This is a genomic window from Kitasatospora sp. NPDC001132 (assembly GCF_053598415.1).
The window spans coordinates 65,772-81,248 of the sequence record NZ_JBSFKF010000022.1 but is presented as its reverse complement, the minus strand read 5'-3'; the positions used below and the strand labels follow the sequence as shown (position 1 = coordinate 81,248).

The following is a 15,477-nucleotide window of genomic DNA, read 5'->3' as shown; positions in this document are numbered from 1 at the left end:
CGGGTCAATTACGCTGGTGAGGTGCTCATCCTTGTTCGCCGCCGCCACGTGGACCTGCTCCGCGTGACGACCATGTCCTGTCGACGCTCCGGCTGAACCTCGCGCCACCCACCCTCACCGGCGGCCCCTGCCCGGCCGCCGCCACCTCCCGGCCCCCGGAGCACCCGCCGCACCAGGCGCAGCTCCGGCCGTCCCCGGTCGACCACCGGGACCAGCCGGGACGAGACCCAGCGGATGTCACACATGACGCAGCAGTACACGCCCATATCCGAGACCGCTACCGGCTCCACTCCGGCGGACGCCCCTGCAGACGCCCCGGCGAACTCTCCGGCGGACGCCCTCCCGGTGATCGACCTCTCGCTCGCCGACGGCAGCCCGGACGACCGCCGCCGCCTGCACGACGAGCTCCGCACTGCGGCCACCGGCGTCGGCTTCTTCCAGCTCGTCGGTCACGGCGTCACCCCGGAGGAGACGACCGCGCTCACCCGGGCCATGCGCGCCTTCTTCGCGCTCCCCGAGGCCGACCGGCTCGCCGTGAGCAACCTCAACTCCCCCCACTACCGGGGCTACACCCGCACCGGCGACGAGCGCACCGGCGGCAGCCAGGACTGGCGCGACCAGCTGGACATCGGCGCCGAGCTGCCCCCGCACGTCCCCAGCGACGGCGAGCCCCCGTACTGGTGGCTGGAGGGGCCCAACCAGTGGCCCGAGGCGCTCCCCGAGCTGCGCACTGCCGCACTCGGCTGGATCGAGCACCTCGGGGAGGTCGCCCGCCGTCTGCTGCACGAACTCCTCACCGCGATCGGCGCCCGCCCCGACTTCTACGACGGGGCCTTCGCGGGCCACCCCCACCTGCGTCTCAAGCTGGTCCGCTACCCCGGCACCGCCCCGGACGGCGCCGGCCAGGGCGTCGGATCCCACAAGGACTACGGCTTCATCACCCTGCTGCTACAGGACACCGTCGGCGGCCTCCAGGTCGAGCGCGCGGACGGCACCTTCCTCGACGTCCCGCCCCTCGACGGTGCCTTCGTCGTCAACCTCGGCGAGCTGCTGGAGGTGGCCACGGACGGTTACCTCAAGGCCACCAGCCACCGCGTGGTGAGCCCACCCGGAGCCCGCGAGCGCTTCTCCGTGCCGTTCTTCTACAACCCCCGCCTCGATGCCCACATCGAGCCGCTGGACTTCCCGCACGCCCACCACGCCCCCGGTGCCACCGAGGACCCGGACAACCCGCTCTTCGCCGACTTCGGCCTCAACGAGTGGAAGGGGTACACCCGGGCCCACCCCGAGGTCACCCGCCGCCACCACGCCGCCCTCGCCTGACCCCGCCCGGCGCCTCCACCCGACGCCCCGCCCGACGCCCTCCGCCCTCCGCCCTCCGCCGGAAGCCGGCCCCGGCGGAGGGCAGGGGCGTCGGCGTATCCGCACCCGTACGCCTCCCCCGGCCGCACGCCCACGCGCACGCGCACACCTACGCCCACGCCCACGCCCACACCTACGCCCACCATGCACCGCCGCCCGCCCACCGCCCACCGCCCCTCGCCCATCGGTGGACCGGCCGGGACGGCACTGTCACACTGCTGCTGTCACAGCAGGAGTGTGCCAGCGCGGGAGGCGGCAGATGGGGGAGCACGGCGGGGCGGGGGCCGGACCGCGGCTGACGGTGGACGAGCTGGCGGCCCGGGCCGGGGTGACGGTGCGGACGGTGCGGTTCTACGGAACGAAGGGCCTGCTGCCGCCACCGGAGTTGGGGCCGCGGCGGGTGGGACTGTACGGGGCGGCGCACCTGGACCGGCTGGAGCTGATCGAGGAGTTGCAGCGGCAGGGGCTGACGCTGGCCGCGATCGAGCGGTACCTGGCGCGGCTGCCGGAGGACAGCACGCCGCTGGACCTGGCGATCCACCGTGCGCTGGTGGCGTCCTGGACGCCGGAGACCCCGGAGGAGGCCACCAGGGCTCAGCTGGAGCGGCGGGCCGGGCGGGGGCTGACGGAGGAGCAGGTCGAACGGCTCGCCGCGATGGGGGCGCTGGAGCGGACGGCGGATCCGGAGGTGTTCCGGGTGGATCCCGGGCTGCTGCCGCTGGGCGTGCGGATCCTGGACGTGCCCATCCCGTTGGAGACGCTGCTGGCCGCCCGGGCGGTGGTGTTGGAGCACAGTCGGGCGACGGCACGGGAGTTGCACCGGCTGTTCCGCGAGACGGTGTGGAAGCCGTACCGGGAGAGCGAGCCCGCGCCGGAGGAGCTGGCCCGGATGCGGGCACTGACGGACCACATCCAGCCGATGGTGGCGCAGGCCCTGGTCACAGCCTTCCAGCGGTCCCTGCGGGACGAACTGGACGAGGAGTTGAGCCAGGAGCCGGGCCGCCCGGAGCGGTAGCGGAAGCCCGGTGAGGTCGCGGATCGCGGACCCCGGACCCCGGACCCCGGACCCCGGACCCCGGACCGCACATCACAGACCGCACACCGGTGGCCGCAGGCCGCAGGCGCCGCGCGTCGCACGGCGCCTGCGGCCTCACCAACCCCGACCGGGAGCGCGGCTCAGTCCGTGAAGGTCCGGCCCTCGGCCGCGACCCGCTCCAGCAGCGCCGGCGGCGCGAACCGCTCGCCGTACGCGGCGGCGAGTTCGCGGGCGCGGGCCGCGAAGCCGGCCGGTCCGCCCTCGTACCCGTTGATGTACTGGAACACGCCACCCGTCCAGGCCGGGAACCCGATGCCGAGGATCGAGCCGACGTTGGCATCGGCGACGGAGGTCAGCACGCCCTCCTCCAGGCAGCGCACCGAGTCCAGCGCCTCGCTGAACAGCATCCGCTCCTTGAGGTCCTCGAACGGAACCTCAGCGGCAGAACCGACCTCAGAACCAACGGCGGAACCGTCGGAAGAACCGTCGGAAGAACGGCCGAAGTGCTCCAGCAGCCCCGGCCAGAGCCGCCCGCGCTTGCCGTCCTCGCCGTACTCGTAGAAGCCCGCGCCGCCGCTGCGTCCCGGGCGGCCGAACTCGTCGACCATCCGGTCGACCACGGCGTCCGCCGGGTGCGGCGTCCAGGTGCCGCCGGCGGCCTCCACCGAACGCCGGTGCTCGTCGCGGATCTTGCGCGGCAGGGTGAGGGTGAGCTCATCCATCAGGGAGAGCACCTTGGCGGGGTAGCCGGCCTGGGCGGCGGCCTGCTCGATGCTGGCCGGGTGGACGCCCTCACCGACCATGGCGACGCCCTCGTTGAGGAACTGGCCGATCACCCGCGAGGTGAAGAAGCCGCGGGAGTCGTTGACCACGATCGGGGTCTTGTCGATCTGCCGGACCAGGTCGAAGGCACGGGCCAGCGCCTCGTCGCCGGTCTGCGGCCCGCGGATGATCTCGACCAGCCGCATCTTGTCGACCGGCGAGAAGAAGTGCAGGCCGATGAAGTCGCCCTGGCGCTCGACGCCTTCGGCGAGCAGGCCGATCGGCAAGGTGGAGGTGTTGGAGCAGAGCAGCGCGTCGGGGCCGACGACGCCCTCGATCTCCTGGAACACCTTGTGCTTGAGCTCGGTGTTCTCGAAGACGGCCTCGATGACCGCGTCGCAGCCGGCCAGGTCGGCGGCCTCGGCGGTGGGGGTGATCCGGGCCAGCAGTTCGTCGCGCTTGGCCTCGGTGGAGCGCCCGCGGCCGACGGCCTTGTTCAACAGTCCCTCGGAGTAGGCCTTTCCGCGCTCGGCGGCCTCCAGGCTCACGTCCTTGAGCACGACCTCGATGCCGGCCTTGGCGCAGGCGTAGGCGATGCCCGCGCCCATCATCCCGGCGCCGAGCACCGCGACCTTGCGGACCGGTCGCTTCTCGACGCCCTTCGGCCGCCCGGCGCCGGAGTTGACCGCCTGCATGTCGAAGAACAGCGCCTGGATCATGTTCGTGCTGGTCTGCCCGCAGGCCAGCTCGGTGAAGTAGCGGGCCTCGATGACCATCGCGGTGTCGACGTCCACCTGGGCGCTCTCCACGGCGGCGGCGAGGACGTTGCGCGGGGCCGGGTAGGGAGCGCCGTTGAGCTGCTTGCGCAGGTTGGCCGGGAAGGCGGGCAGGTTGGCGGCGAAGGCCGGGGTGGCCGGGGTGCCGCCGGGGATCTTGTAGCCCTTGACGTCCCAGGGCTGGACGGCGTTCGGGTTGGCCTCGATCCAGGCCTTCGCGCGGGCGGCCAACTCCTCGGGGGTGTCGACCAGTTCGTGCACCAGTCCGTGCGACAGCGCCTGCGCCGGACGGTACTGGCGGCCCTGGACGAGGAACTTCAGCAGGGCGTCGGCGATGCCGAACAGCCGGACCGTACGGACCACACCGCCGCCGCCCGGCAGCAGGCCGAGGGTGACCTCGGGCAGGCCGATCCGGCTGGCGGGGGTGTCGAGCGCGATCCGGTGGTGGCAGGCGAGCGCGATCTCCAGGCCGCCGCCGAGCGCGCTGCCGTTGACGGCGGCGACGACCGGCTTGCCGAGGGTCTCCAGCCTGCGCAGCGAACGCTTGATCCGCATGGACTTCTCGAAGACGGCCTCGGCGTCCTCGGGGCGGGCGGCGGAGAGCATCCGCAGGTCTCCCCCGGCGAAGAAGGTCTTCTTGCCGGAGGTGATCACCACGCCGCGCAGCGCGTCCGGGGAGGCCTCCTGGGAGGCCAGGGCCGCCAGCCGCTCGACGACGGCCTCGAAGTCGGCGACGAAGGCCTCGTTCATGGTGTTGACGGACTGGGTGGGGTCGTCGAGGACGAGGGTGACCACGCCGTCCTGGTCCTGCTCCCAGCGGATGGTGGTGGTGTCGCTCATGGGTTCACGGTCTCCAGATCTGCGGGGAGGGAGTCAGATGCGCTCGACGATGGTGGCGATGCCCATGCCGCCGCCCACGCAGAGGGTGATCAGGCCGTAGCGCAGGTCGCGCCGCTCCAGTTCGTCGATCACGGTGCCGAGCAGCATCGCCCCGGTGGCGCCGAGCGGGTGGCCGAGCGCGATCGCGCCGCCGTTGACGTTCACCTGGTCGTGGCGGAAGCCGAGTTCGCGGATGAAGCGGAGCGCGACGGCGGCGAAGGCCTCGTTGATCTCGACCAGGTCGATGTCGGCGGCGGTGAGACCGGCCTTGGCGAGGGCCTTGTGGGTGGCCGGGGCGGGGCCGGTGAGCATGATGGTCGGCTCGGAGCCGGAGACGGCGGCGGAGACGATCCGGGCGCGCGGGCGCAGCCCGTACCGCTCGCCGACCTCGCGGTTGCCGATCGCCACCAGCGCGGCTCCGTCCACGATGCCGGAGGAGTTGCCCGCGTGGTGGACGTGGTCGATGGCCTCGACCCAGTGGTACTTCTGGAGGGCGACGGCGTCGAAGCCGCCGGCCTCACCGATGGCGGCGAACGAGGGCTTGAGGCCGGCCAGGGTCTCGACCGTGGTGCCGGGGCGGATGAACTCGTCGCGCTCCAGCACGACCAGGCCGTTGCGGTCGCGCACCGGGACGACCGAGCGGTCGAACAGGCCGTCCGCCTGGGCCTTGGCGGCGCGGGCCTGGGACTCCGCGGCGAAGGCGTCCACGTCGGTGCGGGAGAAGCCCTCGATGGTGGCGATGAGGTCGGCGCCGATGCCCTGCGGGGCGAAGTTGGTCTCGTACGCGGTCATCGGGTCGGCGAACCAGGCGCCGCCGTCGGAGGCCATCTTCACCCGGGACATCGACTCCACGCCGCCGGCCAGGACGAGGTCCTCCCAGCCGGAACGGACCTTGGCGGCAGCCAGGTTGACGGCTTCCAGGCCGGAGGCGCAGAAGCGGTTCTCCTGAACGCCGGCGACGGTGTCGGGCAGGCCGGCCGCGATGGCGGCGATCCGGGCGATGTCGGAGCCCTGGTCGCCGACCGGGCTGACCACGCCGAGCACGATGTCGTCGATCGCGGCCGGGTCCAACCCGGGGTAGCGGTTGCGCAGTTCGTGGATCAGTCCGACGACGAGGTCGATCGGCTTGGTGCCGTGCAGCGAGCCGGAGGCCTTGCCCCGGCCGCGCGGGGTGCGGATCGCGTCGTAGACGTACGCTTCGGTGGTCACGGTGGGAACGCCTTTCAGCGGGTTCTTCGGAGCAGTGGGTCTGTGGTCTGCGGTGCGGTGAGCTTGAGGGGCAACGTGCTTTGCGGGTACGGGCTTGCGGGTAACGGGCTTGCGGGGCAACGGGCCGGCGGGGCAACCCGATCGACGGAGGGTCTCAGCCGAGGATGGAACGCCCGACGATCTCCTTCATGATCTCGGTGGTGCCGCCGTAGATGGTCTGGATGCGGCCGTCGGTGAACGCCCGGGCGACCGGGAACTCGCTCATGTAGCCGTAGCCGCCGTGCAGTTGGAGGCAGCGGTCGGCGGTGCGCTTCTGCAGCTCGGTGGCCCACCACTTGGCCATCGAGGCGTCCGCCGGAGTGAGCGCGTAGCGGTTGTGCTCGGTGATGCAGCGGTCCACGAAGGCACGGGTGACGGCGCACTCGGTGGCCAGTTCGGCGATCTCGAACCGGACGTGCTGGAGCTTGGCGAGCGGACGGCCGAAGGCCTCGCGCTGCTTGACGTAGTCGGTGGTGATCTCGACCAGGTACTCGGCGCCGGCGATCGCCGCAGCGGCGATGGTGAGCCGCTCCTGGGCGAGGTTCTGCATCAGGTGGACGAAGCCGCCGTTCAGCTCACCGATCAGGTTCTCCTTCGGCACCCGGACGTCCTCGAAGTACAACTCGGCGGTGTCCTGGGCCTTCTGGCCGATCTTGTCGAGGTTGCGGCCGCGCTCGAAGCCGGGCGTGCCGCGCTCGACGGCCAGCAGGCTCAGTCCGTGCGCGCCGCCCTCGGGGGTGGTGCGGGCGACCACGATCACCAGGTCGGCGAGGATGCCGTTGGAGATGAAGGTCTTGGCGCCGTTGAGCAGGTAGTGGTCGCCCCGGTCGACGGCCTGGGTGCGGATGCCCTGGAGGTCGGAGCCGGTGCCGGGCTCGGTCATCGCGATCGCGGTGATCAGCTCGCCCGAGCAGAAGCCGGGCAGCCAGCGGCGCTTCTGCTCCTCGGTGGCGAGCGAGGTGAGGTACGGGCCGATGATGTCGTTGTGCAGGCCGATGGCCAGACCCGAGGCACCGGCCCGGGCGAACTCCTCGGCCAGCACCGCGGCGTAGCGGAAGTCCGGGGTGCCGCCACCGCCGTACTCCTCGGGCACGGCGAGGCCGAGCAGGCCCTGGCGGCCGGCCGCGAGCCAGGCGGAGCGGTCGACGATGCCGGCCTTCTCCCAGCGGTCGTAGTGCGGCAGCACCTCCTTGGCCAGGAAGGCCCGCACGGTGGCCCGGAAGTCGTCGTGCTGCTCGGTGAAGATCTCGCGCTGCAACGCTACTCTCCTTGCTCTGCCGAAGCGTTGGGGGATGGGGTACTGACGTCGAGAGAGGGGACGCCCCAGTCCCGGGCCACCTCGGCGGTGTCCGCACCCGGCCGGGCCGGCGGGCGGCGCAGGGCACCCGGGGTGGCGGAGAAGCGCGGGGCGGGGGCCGGCTGGGTGACGCCGTCCACCTCGACGTACGTCCCACGCGCCGACAGGTGGGCGTCCACGGAGGCCTGACGCATCGTCAGTACCGGTTCCACGCAGGCGTCGGAGCCCGCGAAGACGGCCTCCCACTCGGCCCTGGTCCGGGTGGCGAAGCGCGCGGCGATCAGGGCCCGCAGTTCGGGCCAGCGGGCGAGCTCGTACTGGCCGGGCGCGTCCGGTCCCAGCTCCAGCAGCCGGGCGAACTCCGCGTAGAAGCGCGGCTCCAGCGCGCCGACAGCCAGGTGGCCGCCGTCCGCCGCCCGGTAGACCGCGTAGAACGGCGCGCCGCCGTCCAGCAGGTTGACGCCCCGGCGGTCCTGCCAGTGGCCGGCCGCGAGCAGGCCCCACAGCATGCTGCCGAGGTGCGCCGCGCCGTCCACGATCGCCGCGTCGACCACCTGGCCGGTGCCGGTGGCCCGGGCGTGGTGCAGTCCGGCGAGCAGGCCGACGACCAGGTACAGCGAGCCGCCGGCGTAGTCGCCCAGCAGGTTGGCCGGGATGCCGGGGGGCTCCTCGGCCCCGCCCGGCGCCGCCACCATCCCGAGCACCCCGGCGACCGCCGCGTACCCGAGGTCGTGCCCGGCGGCCGCCGCCCGGGGGCCGTGCTGCCCCCAGCCGGTCATCCGGCCGTACACCAGCGCCGGGTTGCGCGCCAGGCACGCCTCGGGCCCGACCCCGAGCCGTTCCGCGACGCCCGGCCGGTAGCCCTCGATCAGCAGGTCCGCCCGCTCGACCAGGTCCAGCACCCGCGCAGGGCCCTCGGGGGACTTCAGGTCGATCAGCACCGAGCGCTTGTTGCGGTTGCTGAGGTCGTACGCCGGGTCCGTGCCGAGCGGCGAGGGCTCCGGCCGGTCCACCCGCACCACGTCCGCCCCGAGGTCCCCCAACAGCATGGCCGCGAACGGCCCCGGCCCGATCCCGGCGAGCTCCACCACCCGCACACCCGCCAACGGCCCCCCGGCCCCCGGCGTCCTGCTCGCGTCACCCACTGGCTGCTGAACCCTTCCGACGGGTTTGACAGTAAAGCTGTAACACTCGGGATGATAGGCAAGCGACCCGCCGGTAACAAGACCTCCGCCCTCGCGCCGGGCCGCCAATTCCCCCTTGGCACAGCCCCACTGAGCGCGACCACTCTCCGCGCGTCCGGCGCCACGGAGGGTGGGTCGGTGTACTGACAGCGGGTCCCTGTACGGTCTTCACTGCCGCAGGGGAGCGGCTGCTTCATCGAATGGGGAGGATTCGCACATGGGTAGCCCGTACTTCACCACGGGACCGGTCGCACCGGCCAAGGACCCGATGCCGAGCTCAGGGCCCGCATACACCGCGAAGTCGCCGTACGCCCCTCCGGCCCCGGTCGGCGACGGCAACCCCGCGCTCATCCCACCCGCCCTGGGCACCACCCGGCTGGACACCCCGCACGAGCTCAACGCCTCGGCCGGGATAGCCCGGCAGATCGCCACCGACCTCGACAACGCCAACGGCAAGGCGGGCCCCGGCGCGCACAGCCTCACCGAGTACGCGAGCACCGCGTCGACCAGGATCCGCGGCTTCTCCTTCGGCGGCGCCCTCACCAGCAGCACCGAGCGCTGGCTGCAGCAGTGCAAGACCCTGCACGACAAGCTCGGCAACGCCGCCGGAAACCTCGACAAGACCCAGCGGTTCTACGGCGCCAACGAGGCCGGAATCGCCGCCGACATGCGTTCGAACAACTGACAGGTACCGGGGGGAACAGACAGATGGTGTCCTTCAAGGAACTGCACGAGGCCGACTTCTCCGGGGTGAACGAAGCCGCCGAAGCCTGGGCCGGCGTGGCCAAGGCCCTCACCGCCCTGGACGGCCGAGTCGCCAAGGACCTCACCAGCACCGCACAGCGGGCCGGCTGGAAGGGCGACGCCGCCGACGCAGCGACCACGGCCATGCAGGGCATCGACGGCGACTTCAAGCAGGCCTCGGCCGTCGCCACCGCCCTCGCCGCGATCATGAAAGCCGCCGCCGAGGACTTCGCGGCCGCCCGCCGCGACCTCGACGCGGCGCTGCACGACGCGCAGGGCGACACCACCCTCAGCGTCACCGCCGACGGGACGGTCAACTGGACCGTCCCGAAGGAGGAGAGGAACGACCCCGAGGCCGAGCGCACGATCCGGGCCAACGCCCAGGCACTGTCGGACCGGCTCGGCAAGGCCGTCGCGAAGGCCACCGCCGCCGACCAGCGGGCCACCGTGGCCCTCCAGGGCGACATAGGAACCAGCACCACCGCCTTCAACGCCGCCCCGTACGGCGCCGGCCCGGTCGCCGACGCCAACCGGGCGAAGGACCTGATGTCCAAGGCCGGCAGCCTCTCCGACGACCAGCTCAAGCAGCTACAGGCGCTCATGGCCGCCAACGCGGACAAGAAGGACTTCTCCACCACCCTGCTCAACGGCCTCAACTACGGCGGCAAGACAGGTCCGGACGCCCTGCTGGAGTACAGCAAGGTCTACGACGGCCTCGCGCACGGCAACCACAACGCCAAGGGCTACCAGGAGGTCTACGGCAGCCTGTCCGTCGCACTGGCCACCGCCACCCGCGACGGCGGAATGGGCAAGGCCTGGGAGGACGGCCTGCTGGCCGCCGCCCGTCGCCCCGGGGCATCTGCGGCGGGTTACAACGACAACTATCCGGCGCTGACAGCACTGCTCAACGCGAGGGGCAGCTTCGACAAGGGCTTCCTGACCAAGGTCGGCACCGACCTGGTCGACTACGAGCGCGGCAGCAAACTCAAGGGCGAAGACCTGTGGGGCCCGGACTGGAGCAACATCTCCGGCCACCAGGGCGATCCGATGCGAGACCTCATGCAGACCATGAGCCGCCACCCCGAGGCGTCGAAGGAGTTCCTCGACCCCGCGGCCAACAAGAACCTTGCCTACCTGCTGAAGGACCGCCAGTGGCCCAACCAGGGCTACGAACACAACCAGCTGGACGCGCTCGCGCAGGACACCTCCCGCGGTGCGTTCGGCGATGCCCTGGAGGCCGCCACCACCGGCCGCGATCCGCACGGCAACCAGCCGCCGGTCCGCCCGCACGATGCGGCGATGGCGCGCATCATGTCCGACACGATCAGCCACTTCGGCGGCGACTCCGCCGGCCATGTGACCGAACTCCCCGTCGGACTGCGCCGGCCGTTCGGCAACATGATCGCCGACTACGCGGCCGACACGTACGAGATCATCGGCAAGGAGGTCAACGGGCACTCCGAGACCAGCGGGCTGGCCATCGACCGGGACCGCCTCATCCGGGTCATCCGAGGTGTGTCCGACGACCCGGAGGCGTTCAAGGCCATCCACTACGCCGAGAGCCAGGAGATCGCCCGGCGACTCGACGCCTACCCCGCCGAGGCGTTCAGGCCGGACGGCACTGGGCACCCCGGCCCCGGCATCGAAGGCTACGTACGGGAGGCCGGCCAGGTCCTGGGGGCGCTCAGCGGCGCACAGTCGGACGTCATGACCCGTCACCACGACGACGTCGTGTTCCAGAACAACTGGCAGGCGAAGATGAACTACCACCTCATCGGCACGCCCCTGACTCCCGTACCGGTCGTGGGCGACTTCGTCCAGCGCATGGTGGACGTCGGTACCTCGGAGTGGGCGAACGGGCTCAACAGCGAGCAGGACCAGCAGACGCAGGCGGACCTGTCCAAGATGTTCAACTCCGGCGAGAACCAGCTGAAGACGATGATCGTCGAGAAGGCCGGACTGGCCGGTCTCACCCAGGCGGAGATCAACTCGACCGCCGGTGTGCCCCAGAAGCTGCTGCACGACGTGTCCGAAAGCTACGGGACAGGCGTCAACCAGACGTACCGCAACGCACTCGGAGGGCGCTGAGATGAAGAAGACACAGCACACCGCCGATCAGTCCGGCGACGGGAGCGCCGTCGGCGGGCGTCTGGACACGGCACTCAGCCGACGGGGGTTCACCACCTGGCCGCTGCGGGTGCGGGCGGCGGTCGCCGTGGTGGCGGTGACGGCGGTCGTGGCCGGGGCCGGGGTGTTCCTGGTGGACAACCTGACCAACGCCTTCGGTCCCAACAGTGTGTGCGAGGGCGCCGTGAGCGCGGATCTGCTGAACGACGCGCTCGGGCCGGGCAAGGTCAGCGATCAGGCGTTCGGCAACGGGTACCTGCACAGCGGATCAGCCTTCTGCACGGCGAAGGTGAGTTCCGGGGTCTTCGGCAACGAGCGGTCCGTCACCGTTGAACTGCGCAAGAACGGCGATCTATCCGTCGTCGCGAATGACGCGGAGGCCCGGCTGTTCGCCGCTTCGGCCAACGGTGGAGCGTCCGGCGCGGGCTTCGACCACCGGGCCTGGGCGCTGCTTCCCGAGGCGTGCGACAGCGGGCAGCGGATCACCGTCAGGGCGGACCGCGACAACCGGCCCGGGGCAGAGAAGCTCGCCGCACTCGCCGTGTCGGCGGCCGGCCACGTCGCGTCACAACAGGGGTGCGGTACGTCGTCCATGCCCGCGCCGCACCAACTCTCCGCTGCCGGGAAGGACCACGACGTCGACCGCAACGCGGTCTGCGGCCTGCCCGGGCTCACCGCGCCCGTCAGCCTCGGCGGCGCGGCCCTCCGGGAGACCGTGACCACCGCGACCGACCCGCTGTGGACCTGTCTCATCCACTCGGACGCGAGTCCGAGGTCCCCGATCACCTTCACCATCGGCACCGAGCCCCGGCTCCTGGCCCCGGCAACCCCGAAGGACGAACCGGGGATCGGCCGGGCCCGCTGGGTGCGGCCCGGCGAGATGACGGCGACTTGCCAGGGCCGGCCGACCACCTTCCGGATGGAACTCAACGGCACCTGGAGCTCCGGACCGGCCGGCGACTCCACCTGGCAGCAGTTCCTCACCGCCGGGGGCAAGGCGATCGGCTGCGAGCCGATCCTCTAGCCGGACGAACGACGAGCGAAGGGGGACACGCCATGGAACAGAACGACCCGGACGGCCAGGACAGCCGGCGGAGCGCGGCGGGGCGGCTGAACACCGCGCTCTACCGGCGGGGGTTCACCACGCGGGCGCTGCGGATGCGGTTGGCGACGGTGCTGGTGGCGTTCTGCCTCGTCCTCGTCGGGGCCTTGGGGTTCGCGGTCTACCGGCTGACGAACCTCGGTGGGCCGGACGCCGTGTGCGACGGGGTGGCCACGGCGGCCCAGGTGCACGACCTGCTGGGGTCCGGGCGGATCCGTGGGAGCAAGGGCAGCTACTCGGCGACGGAGGACCACACCGGGAACAGTTGCACGGCCACGGTCAGCTCCGGTGTGTTCACGACCTCCGAGAAGCTCGTGCACTTCACCATCGCCCTCAACACCGATGACGGACCGGGAGTGTTGGCCGCGTCGGATGCCCGGCTGTTCTCCGGTGACTCGGCCGGTTCGGTGACTCCGGATGTCGCATGGGCCGTGCTCCCCGAGGGGTGCGAGAAGGGCGTGCGCGCCGAGGTGCGCGCCGACCAGCCGGGCCACGACGAGGCCCGAGCCCGCTTGGCCGTGGCCTTCGCCAACAGGGTCGCCAAGGCACGCGGCTGTGCCGACCGGGCCCTTGCGGCGCCGAAGGAACTGTCGGCGAAGGGCGCCGTGACGGACCCGGACTGGACCAACCTCTGCGGACTGCCCGGGTTCGCACCCGCCAGGAACCCCGAGGCCCAGTGGCGCATGCCGCAGCAGGTCACTACCGCCACCGCCCCGATCTGGTCGTGTCGGATCGGCGGGGACTCGCAGTACGACAGCCGGGTGCAGGAGTTCGCGATCACGACCGAGCCGCGGACCACCGCCCTGGTCCGGAAGGACGGCGCGAGCACGTCCGATCTGGGGCGGGCCCAGTGGGTGGCCGGCGGAACGCTCGTCACCACGTGCCAGGGCAAGGACGTCTTCTTCACCGTCACCGGTGGGATCACCTCGGGCCTGGAGAAGCCCTTCCTCTTCCCCGACCAGAAGGACCTGGTCCGCCAGTTCCTCACCGCCGGCGGCAGGGCGATCGGCTGCGAGCCGATCCTCTAGCACCTGCTGCGGGCGGCCGGTTCGTGACCGGCCGCCCGCAGCAGCACGCCCGCATCCGACCGACCGATCAGCGACCAGGGAACAGCACTCGTGGAAACGAAGGATGACGACAAGCCGGGCAGCTCCGACGAGGGGCTCGGACGCATCGACGCGGCGCTCGACCGGCGCGGGTTCACCACCTGGCCGCTGCGGGTGCGGGCGGCGGTCGCCGTGGTGGGGGTGGCGGCGGTCCTGGCCGGGGCGGGGGCGTTCCTCGCGAACAACCTGACCAACGCCTTCGGGCCGGGCAGCGTGTGCGAGGGCGCGGTGAGCGCGGCGGCCCTCAACGATGCTCTCGGGCCGGGCACCGTCGGCAGCGAGGCGAACGGTGCCTGGCAGTCGCCCAGTGGTGGAGCGTTCTGCACGGCGACGGTGAGCTACGGAGTCTTCGGCAACAGCCGGTCCGTCTTCGTGGAAGTCCGTCAGGCCGACGACCTCGGTCCTTACCTGGCCGACTCGGGGGATCGGCTGTTCGCGGCTTCGGCGAACGGCGGCGCGTCCGGGGCTGCTCGCGACGGCCGGGCCTGGGCGCTGCTTCCCGAGGAGTGCGGCAACGGGTTGCGGGTCGAGGTCGGCTCTGGCAGCCCCGGTGGACCCGACGCCGAGAAGCTCGCCCGGCTCGCCGTGGCCGCGGCGAACGGCCTAGCCGCGGACAAGGGGTGCGGGAAGTCGCCGCTTCCCGCACCGCACGAGCTGTCGCGGGCCGGGCAGGAGCATGGACTCGATCCCGCCTCGGTCTGCGGCCTGCCCGGATTCACGGCAACCGGTGCGGTCGGAGGCAAGGGCTACAAGGAGAGCGTGAACACCGCGTTCGACCCGTTGTGGGTCTGCCGGATCAGTACGGACCAGGGCCGTCCCGCGATCTCCTTCTCCATCGGGACCGAGCCCCGGGTGCGCGGCCCGGTGTCCGAGAAGACCGCCTCGCCGGCGTTCGGGCGGTCGCGTTGGGCGGGGTCTCCCATGACGGACCAGGAAGTGGTGGCAACCTGCCAGGGCAAGCCGACGTACTTCCGGATGGACTCCGACATCACCGTCCAGGGGCCGTTCCCCGGCACCGCCGAGACGTGGCAGCAGTTCCTCACCGCCGGCGGCAGGGCGATCGGCTGCGAGCCGATCCTCTAGCGGCGGAAATCGACGAGCGAGTGTCGGAGTAATGGTCTATCTTGCGGGAGACCTATTACGCGAGACACGGGGAAGCACCATGACCACCACCGACCTGACCGACCACACCTCCCGGACGATCGTCACCGTCTCCGAGCGGCTGGTGCTGACGCGGCCGCAGGAGGGCGACGTGGAGGTGGTGTTCGCGATCCACGGGGATCCGGAGACCAACCGGTACAACCCGAACGGGCCGCAGCGGGAGATCGCCCAGGCGCAGGAGATGCTGGACGGGTTCGTCGCCGACTGGGTGCGGGACGGGGTGGGGTACTGCGCCGTCGCCACCCGGGAGGACCCGGGGACGGTCATCGGGTTCGCCGGGCTGTACCTGCACACCCTGGACGGGGAGCGGGTGTTCAACCTCTACTACCGGTTCCGGCCGTCCGCCTGGGGTCTGGGGTACGCGGCGGAGGCGGCCCGGGCGGCGATGGCCGAGGCGCTGCCGCGCTACCCGGGCGTCCCGGTGATCGCCCTGATCCACGCCGACAACCTGCCCTCGCGTCGGCTCGCCGGGCGGCTCGGGCTGGTCGCCGACCCGGACGGCCGGACCGACGAGGAGGACCGGTTGATCCACCGCATGGCCTGAGGTCGGTCCGCCGCACGGCCCGAGAATGGCCTGCCGCCCGGCTTGAGGTCGGCCCACAGCGCGGTCCCGGGCCGGAGATCCCCCGCCAGGGGGAGGGGGATCGCGCCCCCGGCGGACGCCCCGGGGTGCGCCCCGGCGGGACCGTGGGG

At 72.0% G+C, this 15,477-nt stretch carries 12 protein-coding genes; 8 read left to right on the top strand and 4 right to left on the bottom strand.

Features of this window, described 5'->3' with window-relative positions:
• Positions 1 to 234: 234 nt before the first annotated feature.
• Entirely contained in the window at positions 235 to 1,323 is a 1,089-nt protein-coding gene (locus tag ACWDBE_RS26075; RefSeq protein WP_449789911.1) for an isopenicillin N synthase family dioxygenase, read from the top strand.
• A gap of 298 nt (positions 1,324 to 1,621) precedes the next feature.
• A complete protein-coding gene (locus ACWDBE_RS26070) occupies positions 1,622 to 2,377 on the top strand; it encodes a MerR family transcriptional regulator (RefSeq protein ID WP_449789912.1) in 756 nt (251 codons plus the stop codon).
• 161 nt (positions 2,378 to 2,538) lie between these two features.
• Here the strand turns inward: ACWDBE_RS26070 and ACWDBE_RS26065 are convergent, their stop codons facing one another.
• The 4 genes from ACWDBE_RS26065 to ACWDBE_RS26050 all read right to left on the bottom strand — a co-directional run bounded on the left by ACWDBE_RS26065 (position 2,539) and on the right by ACWDBE_RS26050 (position 8,505).
• On the bottom strand, positions 2,539 to 4,776 hold the full coding sequence (locus ACWDBE_RS26065) for a 3-hydroxyacyl-CoA dehydrogenase NAD-binding domain-containing protein (protein WP_449789913.1): 2,238 nt from the start codon (positions 4,774 to 4,776) through the stop codon (positions 2,539 to 2,541).
• 33 nt (positions 4,777 to 4,809) lie between these two features.
• Positions 4,810 to 6,024, bottom strand: a complete 1,215-nt coding sequence (locus ACWDBE_RS26060; RefSeq protein WP_224279338.1) for an acetyl-CoA C-acetyltransferase — start codon at positions 6,022 to 6,024, stop codon at positions 4,810 to 4,812.
• Positions 6,025 to 6,178: 154 nt separating this feature from the next.
• On the bottom strand, positions 6,179 to 7,321 hold the full coding sequence (locus ACWDBE_RS26055) for an acyl-CoA dehydrogenase family protein (RefSeq protein ID WP_449809264.1): 1,143 nt from the start codon (positions 7,319 to 7,321) through the stop codon (positions 6,179 to 6,181).
• A gap of 2 nt (positions 7,322 to 7,323) precedes the next feature.
• Positions 7,324 to 8,505 (bottom strand): CaiB/BaiF CoA transferase family protein, encoded by a 1,182-nt coding sequence (locus ACWDBE_RS26050; RefSeq protein WP_449809263.1) that lies wholly within the window; start codon positions 8,503 to 8,505, stop codon positions 7,324 to 7,326.
• A 256-nt stretch (positions 8,506 to 8,761) separates the two neighbouring features.
• On the opposite strand from ACWDBE_RS26050, the gene ACWDBE_RS26045 reads away from it, so the two are divergent.
• The 6 genes from ACWDBE_RS26045 (at position 8,762) to ACWDBE_RS26020 (ending at position 15,328) form a co-directional block, all read left to right on the top strand.
• Positions 8,762 to 9,229, top strand: coding sequence for a hypothetical protein (locus tag ACWDBE_RS26045; protein ID WP_449789916.1), 468 nt, complete (start codon positions 8,762 to 8,764; stop codon positions 9,227 to 9,229).
• Positions 9,230 to 9,252: 23 nt separating this feature from the next.
• Complete coding sequence (locus ACWDBE_RS26040) at positions 9,253 to 11,376, top strand: hypothetical protein (RefSeq protein WP_449789917.1); 2,124 nt, start codon at positions 9,253 to 9,255, stop codon at positions 11,374 to 11,376.
• 1 nt (position 11,377) lies between these two features.
• Positions 11,378 to 12,439, top strand: coding sequence for a hypothetical protein (locus ACWDBE_RS26035; protein WP_449809262.1), 1,062 nt, complete (start codon positions 11,378 to 11,380; stop codon positions 12,437 to 12,439).
• Positions 12,440 to 12,471: 32 nt separating this feature from the next.
• Positions 12,472 to 13,545 (top strand): hypothetical protein, encoded by a 1,074-nt coding sequence (locus ACWDBE_RS26030; RefSeq protein ID WP_449809261.1) that lies wholly within the window; start codon positions 12,472 to 12,474, stop codon positions 13,543 to 13,545.
• Between the two features lie 90 nt (positions 13,546 to 13,635).
• Positions 13,636 to 14,706, top strand: coding sequence for a hypothetical protein (locus ACWDBE_RS26025; protein WP_449809260.1), 1,071 nt, complete (start codon positions 13,636 to 13,638; stop codon positions 14,704 to 14,706).
• 79 nt (positions 14,707 to 14,785) lie between these two features.
• Entirely contained in the window at positions 14,786 to 15,328 is a 543-nt protein-coding gene (locus ACWDBE_RS26020; protein ID WP_449809259.1) for a GNAT family N-acetyltransferase, read from the top strand.
• Positions 15,329 to 15,477: the final 149 nt, after the last annotated feature.

Coding starts and splice junctions, on each gene's coding strand:
- ACWDBE_RS26020 (WP_449809259.1), top strand. CDS start 14,786: ATGACCACCACCGACCTGACCGACCACACCTCCCGGACGATCGTCACC.
- ACWDBE_RS26040 (WP_449789917.1), top strand. CDS start 9,253: ATGGTGTCCTTCAAGGAACTGCACGAGGCCGACTTCTCCGGGGTGAAC.
- ACWDBE_RS26065 (WP_449789913.1), bottom strand. CDS start 4,776: ATGAGCGACACCACCACCATCCGCTGGGAGCAGGACCAGGACGGCGTG.
- ACWDBE_RS26075 (WP_449789911.1), top strand. CDS start 235: ATGTCACACATGACGCAGCAGTACACGCCCATATCCGAGACCGCTACC.
- ACWDBE_RS26035 (WP_449809262.1), top strand. CDS start 11,378: ATGAAGAAGACACAGCACACCGCCGATCAGTCCGGCGACGGGAGCGCC.
- ACWDBE_RS26070 (WP_449789912.1), top strand. CDS start 1,622: ATGGGGGAGCACGGCGGGGCGGGGGCCGGACCGCGGCTGACGGTGGAC.
- ACWDBE_RS26030 (WP_449809261.1), top strand. CDS start 12,472: ATGGAACAGAACGACCCGGACGGCCAGGACAGCCGGCGGAGCGCGGCG.
- ACWDBE_RS26045 (WP_449789916.1), top strand. CDS start 8,762: ATGGGTAGCCCGTACTTCACCACGGGACCGGTCGCACCGGCCAAGGAC.